Genomic DNA, 15,109 nt, shown 5'->3' with positions numbered 1-15,109 from the left:
ATGACGGGCGCAGTATAGCCACGCAGACATCTGCGATCGAGAGGAGCGAGATGCCCCTATGGCCCGCAGTTCCAACCCAAATGCCGGGTGGAACCTCCTCATTTCAGCCCGTTGAGTGAAACCCTTCGTCCCACAGCGCAGGCCATGGAAAGGCTTCCTCATACTGCATGGCCAATGCCAGCAGTTCGGCATCGTGGCCGGCCGATGCGACCAGCTGGATGCCGGTCGGCAGGCCCTCTGCATGCGCGCTTGGCAATGCTATGGCCGGCAAGCCCGCGGCATTGGCGAAGGCGGTGAAGACGGCATGCCCGCGCGGGCCGACTTCCGTGTCCGCTATCCGCTCGGGATAGCTCTGTTCACAGGGCCAGGGCAGGGCGGCCGTCGCGGGTGTGAGGATGAAGTCGTAGCGGGCGAAGACGACTTCCATCTGTCGCTCGAGCTCACGCACTTCCGCCAGCACGTCGAACAGGCCGGATGCATCGAGCTTCAGGCCGGCGTTGAAATTCGCCTGCGCGACCGCGCCGCAGCGTGAGAGATCCGGGTGAACGCCCTCGGGCAATCCGAACTCGGGCCATTGCCATGCGCGCTGGAGCATCCAGGCGAGCCCTGCATTGGAAAGCGTCGGCCACAGCGCGTTGATCGCCTCCGACCAGTTCACCTGCTGCTGTGCTTCGTCCACCGCATGCCCCAACGCGGCGAAACCCTCGGCCGCGCGACGCACCGACGCGGCAATGTTGGGGTCGACGGCATGGGTGCCGAACCGGGGCACGAAAAGAATGCGAGCCGACGTGGGCTGGCCGGCCTCCAGGCGCGATCCTGCGATTGCCGCCGTCAGATGCCGTACGTCTTTCACGCAGCGACCGATTCCGCCGGCCACTTCGTAGTCGAGGAATATCTCGGGCAAGCCGCGCTCCCTGCGCACGAGGCCGCGCGAAGGCTTGAATCCCACAAGACCGCAATGCGATGCAGGCCGCCGGATGGAGCCGCCGCCATCGGTAGCCAGCGCCAGCGGCCCCAGGCCCGCCGCGACCGCCGCCGCGGCACCGCCCGACGATCCGCCCGGCGTCAGCGCGGTGTCCCAGGGGTTGCGGGTCGTACCGTGCAGGGCGTTGGAGGTGTAGCCCTGCATCGCGAATTCAGGCAGGTTCGATTTGCCGAACAGCACGGCGCCTGCCGCGCGCAGGCGCGCCACGGGCAGCTCGTCGTGCGACGCGACAAAGCCCTGCAGCAGCCTGCTTCCCCACGACGTGGGAAGACCCGCGACGTGCATGTTGTCCTTGACGCTCATTGGCACGCCGTCGAGCGGGCCCAGCGGCCGGCCGGTGGCCCAGCGTGCCGCGCTGGACGCCGCCGCGCGCCGCGCACCTTCCCGGTCGAGTGCCACGAAGGCGTTGAGCGACGGCTCGCAAGCCTCGGTGCGTGCCAGGCACGCCTGCAGCGCGTCGATGGGCGTGAACAACTGCTTTGCGTACCCGGCGGTCAACTGCGCCGCACTGAGGCGCCATGGCTCGTTCATGTCGTGGGAGCGCCTTACTGCGGCAAATCGCCGGCGGGGCGGCCCAGCCACTTGACGGCCAGCTTGTCGAGTTCGCCGCTCTTCTTCGCATCGAGCAAGATCTCGTTGACCTTGAGCCGCAGCGCGTCCTCTCCCTTGGCCACGCCGACGAAGTTCGGGGAATCCTTCAGCACGAACTTGAGCTCGCTCCCAAGTTGCGGGTTCTTCGCCATCATGGTGCTCGCCACCTGGGCGCTGGTTGCCACCAGCTGCGTCTGTCCGGCGACAAAGGCCGAGATGGTCGCGTTGTTGTCCTCGAAGCGGCGCAACTCCACGTTGGCTGGCGCCACCTTGGTGAGTTCCGCGTCGTCCACGGAGCCGCGCGTGACGGAGATGGACTTGCCCGCGAGCTCGGCCGGCGCCTTCACGGACAGCGTCTTCGGGCCGAACACGGCGATGAAGAAGGGCGAGTAGGCCACCGTGAAGTCGATGACTTTCTCGCGCTCCGGGTTCTTGCCCAGCGTCGAGATCACGAGGTCGGCCTTCTTGGTCTGCAGATAGGGGATGCGGTTCGCCGTCGAGACCGGAATCAATTCGACCTTGGCGCCGAGCTTGCCGGCGATCAGCCGCGCGACCTCGATGTCCAGCCCCTGGGGCGCCATGTCCGGGCCGACCGAGCCGTAGGGCGGAAAGTCGGTGGGAATCGCGATCCGGACCGTCTTGCTCTTCGTGATCGTGTCCAGCGCGTTCTGTGCGTGCGAGGCACCGGCTGCGAGAAAGGTAAGGGCGGCTGCGAGGCCGAGGGAAAGGTGGCGTTTGCTGAACATGGTGGCGTGCTCCGAGGTTGGGATGGGCGTTGAGAAGAAGTCGGCAGGGAAATCGGGGGCGCGTGGCAGGGGATGCTTCACCGGGGCGCAGACACCGGCGTGAGCGCGAGCCGCAGTTCGGCCAACGGGTCGGGCGTCTGGTCTGCGGGCACCCGCAGCTTGAGTTGCCAGGTCGACAGGTGGGCGAAGACGCGCTGTTCGGCCAGGGCCATGTCGCCGGCTTCCAGCGCCTCGACGATGGCGCTGTGCTCGCTGAAGGAGTGCGCAGCCTCGTCTTCCGACTGGTAGCGCAAGGCGATCAGCATCGTGCGTGCGGTGAGGTCGCGAACCGTGGCCGCGAGCACGCTGTTCCCCAGGCATTCGGCCAGGCAGACGTGAAAGTCCCCCAGCAGGAAGCTGCGCGCTCCCACATCGGTGCCTTCGACCGCTTCGCGCTGACGCTTCAGGTGCGTGCGCAGCCGCTGCAGCGCCTTGGAGGCCGGAGGCTTGCTGCACCGGATGAGGCCGGTCTCGATCACGAGGCGCGCGTCGAAAGCGGCCTGGGCTTCCTCCAGCGACAGCTCGACCAGGTACCACCCGCGACGCGCGCTGGCCTTCACCATGCCGCGAACCGACAAGGTGGTGAGCGCCTCGCGCACCACCGCGCGCGGTGCATCGAAGAGATCGCATAGCTGCTGTTCGCCGAGGCGGGCACCCGGTGCGAGCTTCTTGGCGAGGACGGCCTCGACGATGCGCTCGCTGATGTCGGTGGAAGATGGCATGAATCTGATCAAGCAGATCTCATGCCATCTGATTAATCAGTTTGATGCACCAGTTTGGATCTTCATGCGATCCGGGTCCTTTGCATCACCTTCGAATCAGGGCCGCAGCCCCTGCGTAACCCGCAACATGTTCCCCACAGCCTCCCCAAACCGAGGCTCCAGAAACGCCCCCAGATTCGGCATCAACAACTGCATCATGAAAATCCCCGCCAGCAGCGTCAGCGGAAACCCCACCGCAAAAATGCTGAACTGCGGCGATGCGCGGTTCAATATGCCCATCGCCAGGTTCAGCGTAAGCAGCGCGGTAATCAACGGCAACGCCAGCATCAGCCCGCTGGCAAAGATGTCGCCCCCGGCCAGCACCAGGAACATCCACCCACCAGACGCAAGCGGCGCATCTGCAATAGGCAGTGTGTGAAAGCTCTCAGCCAGTGCATTCACCATCAGCAGATGCCCGTCGAGCGCCAGGAAGATCAGCATCGCCAGCATGTTCAGCAGGCGCGACACCACCATGGTGCTGCCATGGCTCATCGGGTCGAAGAACGATGCGAACGACAAGCCCATCTGCAGGCCGATGTATTCGCCCGCGGCCAGCACGGCGGTGAACACGAGCCGCACGGTGAAGCCCATGGCCACGCCGATCAGCACCTGCTGCACGATGATCCACACGCCGCCTGCGGACACCACCGGCACCGTGGGCAGCGCCCCGATGGTGGGCGAGATGACGAAGGCCAGCATGGCGGCAATGGCCACTTTCACGGGCCGCGGCACCCACGCTTCGCCGAAGATCGGCGCGGTGCTCACCAGTGCGAGCATGCGCACAAAGGGCCAGAGGAAGGCCACCATCCAGCCCTCGAGCTGGGCCAAGGTGACCGAGATGATCGACGGGGTCACGTCACCTCAAATCACGTCACGCCAGCATTTGCGGAATGCCGGCGAACAGCGCGCGGATGTAGTCGAGCATGCGGTCGAGCATCCATGGCCCTGCAATCACCAGCGTCGCGAACACGGCCAGCAGCTTGGGAATGAAGGACAGCGTGGCTTCGTTGATCTGCGTGGCGGCCTGGAAGATGCTCACTATCAGGCCGATGACCAGTGCCACCAGCAGCAGCGGCGCGCCGATGAGCAGCGAGATTTCCATGGCCCTGTAGCCCATGGTCATGACGGATTCGGGGTTCATCTCTGCGTACCTAGAGGTAGAAGCTTTGCGCGAGCGCGCCGATGAGCAGTTGCCAGCCGTCGGCCAGCACGAACAGCATCAGCTTGAAGGGCAGCGCAATGGAAGCGGGCGGCACCATCATCATGCCCATGGACATCAGCACGCTGGCCACCACGAGGTCGATGATGAGAAACGGTATGAAGATGGTGAAGCCGATCTGGAACGCGGTCTTCAGCTCGCTGATGACGAAGGAGGGCAGCAGTATGCGCAGCGGCACGTCTTCGGGGCCCTGCATCTCGGGCACCTTGGCGAGCCGGGCGAACAGGGCCAGGTCGTTCTCGCGGGTCTGCTTGAGCATGAAGGTCTTGAAGGGCGCAATGCCGCGCTCCAGCGCGGTGTCGACGCTGATCTTGTTCTCGGAGAAGGGCTTGTAGGCCTCGTTGTAGGCCTTGTCGAGCACCGGTGACATCACGAAGAAGGTGAGGAAGAGCGACAGCCCCACCAGAATCTGGTTGGGCGGTGAGGTCTGCGTGCCGATGGCGGTGCGCAGCAGGCCCAGCACGATGAGGATGCGCGTGAAGCTGGTCATCGACAGCAGCAGCGCGGGCAGGAAGGTGAGCGAGGTCAGCAGCACCATGGTCTGCACGCTCAGCGACCAGGTCTGGCTGCCGCCGGGGCCGGGCGTGCTGGTGATGCCGGGCAGGCCCTGCGTCCATGCAACGGCGGGCAGCAGCGTGGCGGCGAGCAACAGCAGCGCGGCGCGCATGCCGCGGCGCAATGCGGGGTTCTTCATGGGGCAGGACGATGCGGCTTGCCCGAGAGGGCTTCACGCAGCTTGCGGGCAAAGAGTTCGACGGGTGTGGGTGCGACCGATGGCGACGCGGAGGCTGCAGCGGCCGCATGGGCCTGCGCCGGCAGCGTGTGCAGCGTGTTGACCTGGCTCGGCGTGACGCCCAGCACCAGCCAGATGTCGCCCACTTCCACCACGACCACGCGCTCGCGCTGGCCGACTGCGGCGCTCGACACCACCTTCACCAGTTGGCCGCTGCCCAGGCGCTGGAGGCCGAAGCGCCGCGCCAGCCAGGCGCACAGAAAAATCAGGCCGACCACCGCCGCCATGCCGAAGCCGGCCTGCAGCAGGCCCGATGCGCCGACGGCAGCCGGAGCCACGTCGTGAACGGGCGTGGGCACTGTTGGCAGGCTCATGCGCGCGCGAGCTTCTGCATGCGCTCGGAGGGCGTGACGATGTCGGTCAGGCGAATGCCGTACTTCTCGTTCACCACAACCACTTCGCCTTGCGCAATGAGGTAGCCGTTGATCAGCACGTCCAGCGGTTGGCCGGCCAGGCCGTCGAGCTCCACCACCGAGCCCTGCGACAGCTGCAGCAGGTTCTTGATGGTGATGCGCGTGCGGCCGATCTCGGCGGTGAGCTGCACCGGCACGTCGAGCACGCGAGCGATATCTACCGGCGTGGTGGACGAGTGCGCGGGGGCCGGCGCGTCCTGGATCTGCTGGAAGACCTGCGCGGTGGCGGGCGCGAATGTGGGTGCGGGGGCGGGTTCGGATGCGGCAGGAGCCGAGGCGGCCGTCTGCTCGGCCAGGGCGCTGGCCCAGTCGTCCGCGTCGCTGCTGCCGGAAGAGGTGTTGTCAGTCATGGTCGTTCTTCAAATCGCTGTCTTGGTGGGAGATCATGTGTTGCACGCGCAGCGCATAGCGCTCGTTGGAGGTGCCGTAGCCGCACTCCATCACCGGCACGCCGCCGACCTTGGCGACGACCGTCTCGGGCAGCTCGATGGGAATCACGTCGCCGATCTGCAGCTTCATCACTTCGCCCAGCGTCGATGGCATGGTCACGAAGTCGGCCACCAGCTCGACGTCGGCGGCCTGCATCTGGCGCGACATCTGCTTGACCCAGCGCTTGTCGACCTCGACCTCGTCCTGGATCGGGTTGGACAGCAGGTCGCGGATCGGCTCGATCATCGAGTAGGGAATGCACACGTGCAGGAAGCCGCCCACCGGGCCGAACTCGATCTGCAGCGTGGTGTTGATCACCACCTCGTTGGGCGCGACGATGTTGGCGAGCTTGCCGTGCATCTCGGCGCGCACGTAGTCGAAGTCGAGCGGAAACACCGGCTGCCATGCGTCGCCATAGCACTGCAGCGACAGGTCGAGCAGGCGCTTGATGATGCGCTGCTCGGTGCGCGTGAAGTCGCGGCCTTCCACGCGCACGTGGTAGCGGCCGTCGCTGCCGAACAGGTTGTCCACCACGAGGAACACCAGCTTCGGGTCGAACACGAAGAGGGCGGTGCCGCGCAGCGGCTTCATGTGGATCATGTTGATGTTCGCGGGCACCGGCAGGTGCCGCACGAACTCGCCGTACTGCTGGATCTGCACGGGCCCCACCGAGATGTCGGGGCTGCGGCGCATGAAGTTCAGCAGCGCGCCGCGCAGGCCGCGCGCAAAGCGGTCGTTGATGACCTCCAGCGTGTGCATGCGGTTGCGCACCACGCGGTCGGGAGCACCGAGGTCGTAGGCCGGCAGGCCGTCCTTCGGCGGTGCGGGGGAGGCCGCCTGGTCGAGGTCTCCGCCGGTGACGCCTTGCAGAAGCGCATCGACCTCGTCCTGGGAGAGCACCTGTTCATACGCCATGGATCGCTTGTCCGAAGGAAGAGGTGGTCACTGCACGACGAACGTGTTGAAGGAGACGCTGGAGATGCCCAGTTCGGGCGTGTCCGGGGCCAGCGGGGTGCTCAGCGCCTTGCGGATCTCCTCGGCCAGCTTGGCCTTGTCTTCCGGCGCCACCACCGATTCGGGCGCGCGGTTCGACAGCAGGAGCAGCAGGCGGCTGCGCACCTCGGGCATGAACTCGACGAGCTGCGCCTTGGTCTGCTCGTCGCGCACGCGCACCGCCATGCCGATCTGCAGGAAGCGGCCGCGGCCTTCCGACTGCAGGTTGACGGTGAGCGGCTCGAGCGTCAGGAAGATGGGCTTCTCGGGCGTCGGCGCCTTGGCCGTTTCGGTGGAGGCGGCGCCCATGAAGCGGGGCAGGAAGACATACGCGGCCGCGCCGCCGGCAGCGATCAGGCCGACGGCGATCACGATTCCGATCAGCAGCTTCGAGGAGCGGCGGGGGGCCAGCGTTGCGGAGATGGCCGGTGCGACAGTTGCGGCGGGTGATGAGGTAGCCATGGTTAAGCGGTTTTTCTTGTCCGATCTATTCTTTGCGAAGTCCCTCGCGAACGAACGGCCGAACAAGCGCACAAAGGCGTTTCATATCCGTTCATTGCGGGGCGCCGCACAGGGCGCCGTCGCGGGCGGGGGGCGAATGTGTTGCCGGGGCTCAGGCGAAGGTGTCCACCCCGGCTGCGTTGTTGGAAGCACCCGCGCGCACGGCGGCGAGGGGCGCAATTGCCGGGGCGCTTGCCGTGGTGCGGCCTGTGCCGGGGTAAGGGGAGGCCGCCTGCTGCCGCGCGGCGTTCTGCTGCTGTTGCTGGCTTTGCTGCTGTGCGAAGGCGGCGTCGTTGCCGAAGGGCTGGCGGGTTTCCGCGCCGACCGAGGTCTGGCCCAGCGTGATGCCCTGCTCCGACAGCGAAGTTCGCAGCTGCGGCAGCGCGGCCTCGATGGCCTTGCGCACGCTCTCATGGGCCGACACGAACATGGCCTGCGCCTGGTTGTCGCCCATCGACAGCGTCACCTTGAGCGGGCCGAGGCCGGCGGGGTTCAGGTTGAGTTCGGCCGTGTGATTGCCGCTGGTGCTCATGCGCGCCAGCTGCTGGCCGAGGGCCGGCGCCCATTTGTCGCTGCCGACTTCGGGGGCGATGGTGTGCACGGGGGCGCGTGTGGCGGCCGTGTCGTTCGCGCTGTCTGATGAAGCGGTTGCTATCGCGGCGGGCTGCTGGAGCGCGATGGGTGCCACGGGTGGCTGGGCGTCCGTGTCGCTGGCGGTCGCGGCTGACACTGCTGCAATGGGCGCGGCCTTGGCTTGTGCATCGTCGGCCGCTTCGGGTTGCTGCGCGGCGCTGGCCAGTTGCTCGGCGGTGGTGGCGCTCACGGGGGCGCGCGATGCGGCGCCGCGGCCGGTCGCGGCGGTGCCGACCGGCGAACCGGCGGGAGCGGATGCGGGCTTCGCGATGCCGACGGACATGGTCTGTGCCGCGATGGCGGCGCGGGCGAGTTCGTGTAGCGAGGCGGCTGGTGCGGTGTCGGCCTGGAGTTGCGCAGCCTGGGTGGCGGGCAGTGCGGCCGTCGCGGGTTTCGTGGCGGCATCTTTCGAGACCACAGCGGCTTCGGGTGCGGCCGATGCATCGGCGACGGCTGCGTCAGCGCCAAGCGTCTTCGCGGCAGCGGCCTGCAGGGCCGGGTCCAGCGGAATGTCTGCCGCCGCACCGGCGGGCGCTGTTGCGGCGGTGGCGTCGGCCGCGCCTTCACCCTGTTGCTGTTGAGCAGAGCGCCCCGCGAGCGTCAGCGCATGCAGCGGCGTGTGCGCCGTCCCGAGAAAGGCGAGGTTCGGATCGGCGGGCAGCGCGTCTTCTTTCTTCGTGTCTTCATCCGCGCCGGGCTTGCGCACCGGCTTGCGGTCGATGGCGGCGACATCCTGTGCGCTGTCTTTCGGCGCCGCGTCGCCGTGGCTGCCGTTGTTTGCGCGCGAACGCTCCAGCGCCGCGCCAAAGCTGCGGCCCTGGTCTTCGTCCGCGCCGCGGTTGCGCACGCCGGTCTGCGCGGCAGGCTGGCTGGTGGCGTTCGTCATGACGGGGGGCGTGATCATTGGAGTCATGTCGGTTCCTGCGTGAAGATCAAAGAGTCGGATGCGAGGCGCGGTCGAAGAACTTGCGCGCCGCGCGCTCGTCGCTGTCGCGCTGCTCGCGCTTGGCCTCGGCCATCATTTCCTGCATGCGCACGCGCTCGGCCAGCGTGTCGAAGGAGCTCAGGCGGCGCTTCTGCTGCTGCCAGTCGGTGCGGCCGGTGTCGAGCCGGGTCTCGGTCTGCGCCGCGATGGCGCGCTGCTGCTCGATGGCGCCGTCCAGCGTGCCCAGAAAGTTGCGGTAGTTGCGCCACTGAGAAGAAGGCAGGCCGTCGCGCATCAACGCGTCGAGCTGGTCGTGATAGTCCTGCCGGTACTGCAGCAGCAGTTCGAGCTTCTGGCTGGCGTTGAGGTGCGCGTTCTGCAGCGCACCCAGGCGCCGCGCGGCGTCGTCGGTCTGCGTGTGCGCCAGGTCGATCAGCATGCCGAGAGGGAGCTTGCGTGTCATTTCGTGAATCTCTGCGGTGTTGTTGTCGTGGATGCGCGCTGCTCGGTCGCGAACAGGCCTTCGAGGTGCCCGATCGACTCGGCGTAGCCCGCGCGTTCGTCCATCGACTGCTGCAGGAAGCCTTCGATGCGCGGGTACATCGCGATCGCCTGGTCGAGCTGCAGGTCGTGGCCGGGCGCATAGGCGCCCACGCTGATCAGGTCGCGGTTGCGCTGGTAGCGCGAGAGCATCTGCTTGAAGCGGCGCACCGAGTCGTACTGCGAAGACGGAATCAGCGCGGTCATGGCGCGGCTGATGGAAGCCTCGATGTCGATGGCGGGGTAGTGCCCGGCCTCGGCCAGCGTGCGCGAGAGCACCACGTGGCCGTCGAGAATCGCGCGCGCCGAGTCTGCAATCGGGTCCTGCTGGTCGTCGCCCTCGGACAGCACCGTGTAGAAGGCGGTGATCGAGCCGCCGCGCCCCTGCGCATCGCGCGCGCCGTTGCCCGCGCGCTCCACCAGCGCCGGCAGCTTGGCGAACACCGACGGCGGATAGCCCTTGGTGGCAGGCGGCTCGCCTACGGCCAGCGCAATCTCGCGCTGCGCCATCGCGTAGCGGGTGAGCGAGTCCATGATGAGCAGCACGTCCTTGCCGCGGTCGCGGAAGTATTCGGCCAGGCAGGTTGCATACGCCGCGCCTTGCAGGCGCAGCAGCGGCGAGTTGTCGGCGGGCGCGGCCACCACCACCGCGCGGGCCAGGCCCTCTTCGCCCAGCGTGTTCTCGATGAAGTCCTTCACCTCGCGGCCGCGTTCGCCGATCAGGCCGACCACGATGACCTCGGCGCTGGTGTAGCGCGCCATCATGCCCAGCAGCACGCTCTTGCCCACGCCGGAGCCGGCGAACAGGCCCATGCGCTGGCCACGGCCGACGGTGAGCATCGCGTTGATGGCGCGCACGCCGACGTCGAGCACCGAATCGATGGGCGCACGCGACAGCGGGTTGACGGGCGGCGTGCTCAGCGGCACCTTGCGCGCGATGTCGAGCGGGCCGAGTCCGTCGAGTGGGCGGCCGGCTGCATCGACCACGCGGCCGAGCATGCCTTCGCCTACGGGCAGGCGCTTGGTGTGTGCGTTGCCGGCCATGCCGGCTGCATCGGGCTCCGGCGAGCCGGGCCGCGCGAACACGCGCGCTCCGGGCACGAGGCCCGCCACTTCGGTCTGCGACATCAGGAACAGGCGGTCGCCGGCGAAGCCAACGACCTCGGCTTCGGCATGGCGCTGCGGATGGCCGGGCGGCAGTTCGATCAGGCAGTCGCTGCCCACGGGCAGTTGCAGGCCCACGGCTTCGAGCACCAGACCGACGGCGCGGGTGAGGCGGCCCGAGGCGATGGTGGTCTCGCAATGCGCGACGTTGGCGCGCGCTTTCTCCAGCGCGGCGCGCACCGATTGCAGATGGGCGTTGGGGGCAGCGGTGGTCTGCATGGGCGTCAGAGCGAGTCGGCCTGCCCGTCGGCATCGCCGTGCAGCGAGGCGGTCACGCGCTTCCAGCGCGTGCCGAGCGTGCCGTCGAGTTCGCCGGTGGCGGACTGCACGCGGCAGCCGCCGCGCGCGATGGTGTCGTCAGCGCGCACTTGCCAGCCGGCGGCTTCGATCTCGTTGCCCAGGCTGTTCTTCACCAGTGCCACGTCGTCGGGGTTCAGCAGCAGGCGCGGCTCACCGCGCAGCGCGGGCTCGGTGTTGAGCAGGTCGCGCACCACGGGCAGCACCCATTCGGGCTCGGCCTTCAGCGTGCGGTGCACCACCTGGCGCGCCACGTCGAGCGCGAGCGCGAGCATGGCCTGCGAAAGTTCTTCCTCTGCGCGGCGCAATGCATCGGGCAGCGACTGGGCCAGCGCGCGCAGGCGTTCGGCATGCACGCTGGCGGCCGCGAGGCCGGTGGCCAGCCCTTCGGTGTGGCCGACCTTGCGGCCTTCGGCAAGCCCGGCGGTGCGGCCCTCGGCCTCGCCGTCGATGCGGGCTTCCCTGCGGATGCGCGCGATGTCGGCAAGGTCGACCCTGGGGGCGGGCGGTGCAGGCGGCGGGCCGTTGCGCTCCGCGCCCTTGCGGCTGGCGGGTGCCTTGCCGTCGATGGTGCCCATCTCCCAGCGCTCCCAGGCCGAAAGCGTGGGAGTGGGCGAGGGCGCAGGCTTCGGTCCGGCCGCCGCATGGCGCGCGGCGGCATGGATGGCGGCAAGCCGTTCGCGCGACTCGCCGAAGGCGCCGTTGGTGTCAGACGAAGTCATCGGTACCAGGCGCCGCGATCACGATTTCGCCAGCCTCCGCCAGACGGCGGGCGACTTGCAGGATGGCCTTCTGCTCGGTCTCGACCTGCGACACGCGCACGGGGCCGCGCAGCTCCATGTCTTCGCGCAGCGTCTCGGCGGCGCGCTGCGACATGTTGTTGAGGAACTTGTCGCGCAGCTCCATCGGCGCGCCCTTGAGCGCGATGATGAGCGAGTCGGACTCGATGTCCTTGAGCAGGCGCTGGATGCTGCGGTCTTCCAGGCCCAGCAGGTTCTCGAACACGAACATCTCGTCGACGATGCGCTGGGCCAGCGCTTCGTCCTGTTCGCGCACATGGGCGATGGCTTCTTCTTCCACGCCGGTGCTCATCAGGTTGACGATCTCGGCCGCGGTGCGCACGCCGCCCAGGCGGCTGCGGCGCACGCCCTGGCCCGCGAGCATTTCGGTGAGCACGTCGGTCAGCTCGTTCAGTGCCGATGGCTGCACGCCGCCGAAGGTGGCCACGCGCATGATCACGTCGTGGCGCAGCCGCGCCGGCAGCTTCTCCAGCACTTCCGATGCCTTCATGCGGTCCAGGTGCACGAGCAGCGTTGCAAGGATCTGCGGATGCTCGTCGCGGATGAGTTCGGCCACTTCGCCGGCCTCGAGTTCGTTGAGCCGCTCGATGCCGCCGTGCGGCTCGTCGGGCTGCAGGATGTCCTCGAGCAGGTTGCTGGCGCGGTCGTCGCCCAGCGCCTTCTTCAGCACGGCGCGGATGTAGCTGGTCGAGCCCAGGTGCAGGGCCGACAGCTGTTCGGTCTCGTGGCGGAATTCGGAGAGCACGGCGGCCAGCTCGTCCTTGGAGACGGAGCTGAGCTTCGACATCGCAAGGCCCAGCGCCTGCACCTCGGAGGTGGGCAGCTGGTGCAGCGCGGCGGCGGCGCGGTCTTCGCCCAGCGCCATCAGAAGAATGGCGCTCTTGCGGGTTCCCATTTCGCTATTCATCGTTGTGCATCCAGTGCTGGATCAGGGTGGCCACCAGCTTCGGGTCCTTGTCGGCGGCCTGGTGGGCGTATTCCATGTCGGCCTTGCGGCGGTTGGCCTCGCGCTCGCGCAGGCTTTCGTCGGGGGAGGGCGCGTTCGGGTCTGGCTCCGCGGCAGGCGCGAAGGCGGGGCCGGAGGACGCCGCGGGTGCAGGCGCGGGAGCCAGGTGCCGGCGCATCAGCGGACGCAGCACGGCGAACCAGGCGAAGAGCGCGAGCAGCCCGTACAGCAGGTACTGGCCCAGCATCTTGCCGAGCTCGATGTTCTCGCGGTCGCGCCAGAACGGCACCTCGGGCGCAGGGGCACTGTCGGCGTCGCGGGCGAAGGCACTGTTGACCACGTTGAGCGAGTCGCCGCGATCCTGGCTGAAGCCCATGGCTTCCTTCGCGAGGTTGCGGATTTGCTCCAGCTCGGCCGGAGTCAGCGCGCGGCTGCTGCTCTTGCCGCTCGCGTCCACGGCATCGCGGTTGTTCACCACCACGGCGACCGACAGGCGCTTCACGCCGCCGGCGGCCTGCTGCACGTGGCGGATGGTGCGGTCGAGCTCGTAGTTGGTGGTGGTGTCCTTGCGCGTGCTGCTCGGGCCGGTGGGGGCGGTGCTGGCCGTGGAGCCTGCCACGCCCGGTGCACCCGGAGCGCCGGGTGTTCCCGGTGCGGGCGGCGTGCCCGGTGCGTTCGGTGCACGCGGGCCGGTGATGGGCGCGGTCGGGTTCACCGGCGGCTGGTTCGACAGCGCGCCCGGCACGCCGCCGGGTTGCCCGCCGCCGTGCTGCGCCGATTCGCTGCTCTGCTGGCTGCGGATGGCGACCTGCGTCGGGTCCTGGTTGGGCTTGTATTTCTCGTCGGTGTGCTCGACCACCGAGAAGTCGATGTCGGCCGCCACCTGCGCGCGCACATTGTTCGCGCCCACGATGGGCTGCAGGATCGCCTCGATGCGGCGGATGTAGCCCTGCTCGATCTCCTGCGCGTACTTGAGTTGGCTCACGTCCAGCCCGCGGTCGCCGCCGCGCGCCGAAGACAGCAGGTTGCCGCGCTGGTCGACCACGGTCACGCTCTTGGCGTCGAGGTCGGGCACGCTGCTGGACACCATGTGCACGATGGCGCTGACCTGGCCTTCGTCGATGCTGCGCCCGCGTGCGAGCGCGAGCACCACCGAAGCCGATGGCTTCTTCTGGTCGCGCACGAAGAGCGAGGGCTTGGGCAGTGCCAGGTGCACGCGGGCCGACTCGATGGCGCCGATGGATTCGATGGAGCGCGCCAGCTCGCCTTCGAGCCCGCGCTGGTAGTTGACCTGCTCGGCGAACTGGCTGGTGCCGAACTTCTGGTTGTCCATCAGTTCGAAGCCGACGCCGCCGGCCTTGGGCAGGCCCTGCGCCGCGAGCTTCAGGCGCGTCTCGGCCACCTTGTCGCCCGCGATCAGGATCGCGCCGCCGCCGTCGGCGAACTTGTAGGGCACGTTCATCTGCTGCAGCGACGCGATGATCGCGCCGCCGTCGCGGTCCGACACGTTGGTGTAGAGCACCTTGTAGTCGGGCCCGCGGCTCCAGAGCATGAACGCGGCCGCGGCGGCCACCAGGGCCGCGCCTCCGATGATCAGCGGCAGCCGGGGCTGCGCGCGCATGCGGTCCAGTAGCGCGGGCTGGCCGTTGCCGGCCGCAGGCAAAGCACCCGCGGGCGCCGCCGTGCTCATGGGTGCACCTTCGTCGTGGCGGTTGCCGTTGCCATGGTGGGAGAGGAGATTCGGTGTAGAGATTTCATTCCGGATGGCCCGTGATGTCGTCCGCGGCCTGTTCGTTTCGCCGACGATTGTCAACAGTCACCCGGAATTCGAATGCCCGAACAGCCGGGGTTTTTGCCCTCAGTTGCGCGCTTGAATCGGGGTCTTCCCTTGATACGCTGCAAGCAGGCAGGAGGGCTTTTGCCCCTCCATGTCAAGTCACGCAGAAGTGTTCAAACAAAGGAAGAGGGATCTCCCATGTCGATCAGTGCCATCGAATCCGTACTGCAGCAGATGCGCGCCACCGCGCTGCACACGGGCATTGCGCCCGCGGCCGCTGCCGGTACGCCGGTCGAAGCCGGCGGTTTCGCAGCCGAGCTCCAGCGCTCGCTTTCCAACATCAGCGGCGCGCAGCAGCAGGCCTATGCGCAGGCCGAGTCGTTCGAACTGGGCAAGCCCGGTGTCGCGCTCAATGACGTGATGGTCGACCTGCAGAAGGCCAACGTCGCCTTCCAGACCGGGCTGCAGGTGCGCAACCGCCTGGTGACCGCCTATCAGGAAGTGATGAACCTGCAGGCCTGAGGGTGCGGGTTGGTGGCATGGGCAGCCTGTGCAAC

The 15,109-nt window shown here is 68.0% G+C and carries 17 protein-coding genes; 1 reads left to right on the top strand and 16 read right to left on the bottom strand.

The genetic code is table 11. The features are described 5' to 3' along the window. Positions 1–103 precede the first annotated feature (103 nt). From ACN9MV_RS24925 to fliF, 16 genes are all read right to left on the bottom strand, one after another. Positions 104–1,516, bottom strand: coding sequence for an amidase (locus ACN9MV_RS24925; protein ID WP_426389958.1), 1,413 nt, complete (start codon positions 1,514–1,516; stop codon positions 104–106). Between the two features lie 14 nt (positions 1,517–1,530). Further along, positions 1,531–2,322 carry a transporter substrate-binding domain-containing protein gene (locus ACN9MV_RS24920; protein ID WP_426389956.1) on the bottom strand — a complete coding sequence of 264 codons (792 nt, stop codon included), beginning with the start codon at positions 2,320–2,322 and terminating at the stop codon, positions 1,531–1,533. A 77-nt stretch (positions 2,323–2,399) separates the two neighbouring features. Next, a complete protein-coding gene (locus ACN9MV_RS24915; RefSeq protein ID WP_426389954.1) occupies positions 2,400–3,083 on the bottom strand; it encodes a GntR family transcriptional regulator in 684 nt (227 codons plus the stop codon). A gap of 96 nt (positions 3,084–3,179) precedes the next feature. Continuing rightward, a complete protein-coding gene (gene fliR / locus ACN9MV_RS24910; protein ID WP_426393199.1) occupies positions 3,180–3,965 on the bottom strand; it encodes a flagellar biosynthetic protein FliR in 786 nt (261 codons plus the stop codon). A 28-nt stretch (positions 3,966–3,993) separates the two neighbouring features. After that, on the bottom strand, positions 3,994–4,263 hold the full coding sequence (fliQ, locus tag ACN9MV_RS24905; RefSeq protein ID WP_093178182.1) for a flagellar biosynthesis protein FliQ: 270 nt from the start codon (positions 4,261–4,263) through the stop codon (positions 3,994–3,996). Between the two features lie 10 nt (positions 4,264–4,273). Further along, the gene (fliP, locus tag ACN9MV_RS24900; protein ID WP_093058548.1) at positions 4,274–5,035 is read right to left on the bottom strand and encodes a flagellar type III secretion system pore protein FliP; all 762 of its coding nucleotides are present in this window, start codon (positions 5,033–5,035) and stop codon (positions 4,274–4,276) included. Continuing rightward, positions 5,032–5,448, bottom strand: coding sequence for a flagellar biosynthetic protein FliO (gene fliO / locus ACN9MV_RS24895; protein ID WP_426389951.1), 417 nt, complete (start codon positions 5,446–5,448; stop codon positions 5,032–5,034). Before fliO ends, fliP begins: the two co-directional genes overlap by 4 nt. Beyond that, a complete protein-coding gene (gene fliN, locus ACN9MV_RS24890; protein WP_093077287.1) occupies positions 5,445–5,897 on the bottom strand; it encodes a flagellar motor switch protein FliN in 453 nt (150 codons plus the stop codon). The genes fliO and fliN overlap by 4 nt, the downstream gene beginning before the upstream one ends. Beyond that, positions 5,890–6,891 (bottom strand): flagellar motor switch protein FliM, encoded by a 1,002-nt coding sequence (gene fliM, locus ACN9MV_RS24885; RefSeq protein ID WP_093058551.1) that lies wholly within the window; start codon positions 6,889–6,891, stop codon positions 5,890–5,892. The genes fliN and fliM overlap by 8 nt, the downstream gene beginning before the upstream one ends. Before the next feature lie 27 nt (positions 6,892–6,918). Beyond that, positions 6,919–7,431: a flagellar basal body-associated protein FliL gene (gene fliL, locus ACN9MV_RS24880; protein ID WP_093077286.1), complete on the bottom strand. Its 513-nt coding sequence runs from the start codon at positions 7,429–7,431 to the stop codon at positions 6,919–6,921. 151 nt (positions 7,432–7,582) lie between these two features. Next, the gene (locus ACN9MV_RS24875; RefSeq protein WP_426389948.1) at positions 7,583–9,007 is read right to left on the bottom strand and encodes a flagellar hook-length control protein FliK; all 1,425 of its coding nucleotides are present in this window, start codon (positions 9,005–9,007) and stop codon (positions 7,583–7,585) included. Between the two features lie 28 nt (positions 9,008–9,035). Further along, a complete protein-coding gene (gene fliJ / locus ACN9MV_RS24870) occupies positions 9,036–9,491 on the bottom strand; it encodes a flagellar export protein FliJ (protein WP_093058554.1) in 456 nt (151 codons plus the stop codon). After that, positions 9,488–10,951, bottom strand: coding sequence for a flagellar protein export ATPase FliI (gene fliI / locus ACN9MV_RS24865; RefSeq protein WP_426389946.1), 1,464 nt, complete (start codon positions 10,949–10,951; stop codon positions 9,488–9,490). Before fliI ends, fliJ begins: the two co-directional genes overlap by 4 nt. Positions 10,952–10,956: 5 nt before the next feature. Beyond that, positions 10,957–11,751 carry a flagellar assembly protein FliH gene (gene fliH / locus ACN9MV_RS24860; protein ID WP_426389944.1) on the bottom strand — a complete coding sequence of 265 codons (795 nt, stop codon included), beginning with the start codon at positions 11,749–11,751 and terminating at the stop codon, positions 10,957–10,959. Beyond that, complete coding sequence (fliG, locus tag ACN9MV_RS24855) at positions 11,738–12,736, bottom strand: flagellar motor switch protein FliG (protein ID WP_093058557.1); 999 nt, start codon at positions 12,734–12,736, stop codon at positions 11,738–11,740. Before fliG ends, fliH begins: the two co-directional genes overlap by 14 nt. Further along, entirely contained in the window at positions 12,729–14,465 is a 1,737-nt protein-coding gene (gene fliF / locus ACN9MV_RS24850) for a flagellar basal-body MS-ring/collar protein FliF (RefSeq protein WP_426389942.1), read from the bottom strand. Before fliF ends, fliG begins: the two co-directional genes overlap by 8 nt. 285 nt (positions 14,466–14,750) lie before the next feature. Here fliF and fliE point away from each other — a divergent pair, with 285 nt between their 5' ends. Further along, on the top strand, positions 14,751–15,074 hold the full coding sequence (gene fliE / locus ACN9MV_RS24845; RefSeq protein WP_093077280.1) for a flagellar hook-basal body complex protein FliE: 324 nt from the start codon (positions 14,751–14,753) through the stop codon (positions 15,072–15,074). Positions 15,075–15,109 lie beyond the last annotated feature (35 nt).

Origin of the sequence: Variovorax sp. R-27 (assembly GCF_049913215.1) — a bacterium.
Classification (GTDB): domain Bacteria; phylum Pseudomonadota; class Gammaproteobacteria; order Burkholderiales; family Burkholderiaceae_C; genus Variovorax.
Note: the sequence above shows the minus strand (reverse complement) of the source record. Positions and strands in the feature narration are given on the sequence as shown.

What these genes read in the sequence shown, in the direction of transcription:
- fliO (WP_426389951.1), bottom strand. Translation starts at nt 5,448, where the DNA reads ATGAGCCTGCCAACAGTGCCCACGCCCGTTCACGACGTGGCTCCGGCT.
- fliQ (WP_093178182.1), bottom strand. Translation starts at nt 4,263, where the DNA reads ATGAACCCCGAATCCGTCATGACCATGGGCTACAGGGCCATGGAAATC.
- fliG (WP_093058557.1), bottom strand. Translation starts at nt 12,736, where the DNA reads ATGAATAGCGAAATGGGAACCCGCAAGAGCGCCATTCTTCTGATGGCG.
- ACN9MV_RS24925 (WP_426389958.1), bottom strand. Translation starts at nt 1,516, where the DNA reads ATGAACGAGCCATGGCGCCTCAGTGCGGCGCAGTTGACCGCCGGGTAC.
- fliM (WP_093058551.1), bottom strand. Translation starts at nt 6,891, where the DNA reads ATGGCGTATGAACAGGTGCTCTCCCAGGACGAGGTCGATGCGCTTCTG.
- ACN9MV_RS24915 (WP_426389954.1), bottom strand. Translation starts at nt 3,083, where the DNA reads ATGCCATCTTCCACCGACATCAGCGAGCGCATCGTCGAGGCCGTCCTC.
- ACN9MV_RS24920 (WP_426389956.1), bottom strand. Translation starts at nt 2,322, where the DNA reads ATGTTCAGCAAACGCCACCTTTCCCTCGGCCTCGCAGCCGCCCTTACC.
- fliP (WP_093058548.1), bottom strand. Translation starts at nt 5,035, where the DNA reads ATGAAGAACCCCGCATTGCGCCGCGGCATGCGCGCCGCGCTGCTGTTG.
- ACN9MV_RS24875 (WP_426389948.1), bottom strand. Translation starts at nt 9,007, where the DNA reads ATGATCACGCCCCCCGTCATGACGAACGCCACCAGCCAGCCTGCCGCG.
- fliL (WP_093077286.1), bottom strand. Translation starts at nt 7,431, where the DNA reads ATGGCTACCTCATCACCCGCCGCAACTGTCGCACCGGCCATCTCCGCA.
- fliI (WP_426389946.1), bottom strand. Translation starts at nt 10,951, where the DNA reads ATGCAGACCACCGCTGCCCCCAACGCCCATCTGCAATCGGTGCGCGCC.
- fliH (WP_426389944.1), bottom strand. Translation starts at nt 11,751, where the DNA reads ATGACTTCGTCTGACACCAACGGCGCCTTCGGCGAGTCGCGCGAACGG.
- fliF (WP_426389942.1), bottom strand. Translation starts at nt 14,465, where the DNA reads ATGAGCACGGCGGCGCCCGCGGGTGCTTTGCCTGCGGCCGGCAACGGC.
- fliN (WP_093077287.1), bottom strand. Translation starts at nt 5,897, where the DNA reads ATGACTGACAACACCTCTTCCGGCAGCAGCGACGCGGACGACTGGGCC.
- fliJ (WP_093058554.1), bottom strand. Translation starts at nt 9,491, where the DNA reads ATGACACGCAAGCTCCCTCTCGGCATGCTGATCGACCTGGCGCACACG.
- fliE (WP_093077280.1), top strand. Translation starts at nt 14,751, where the DNA reads ATGTCGATCAGTGCCATCGAATCCGTACTGCAGCAGATGCGCGCCACC.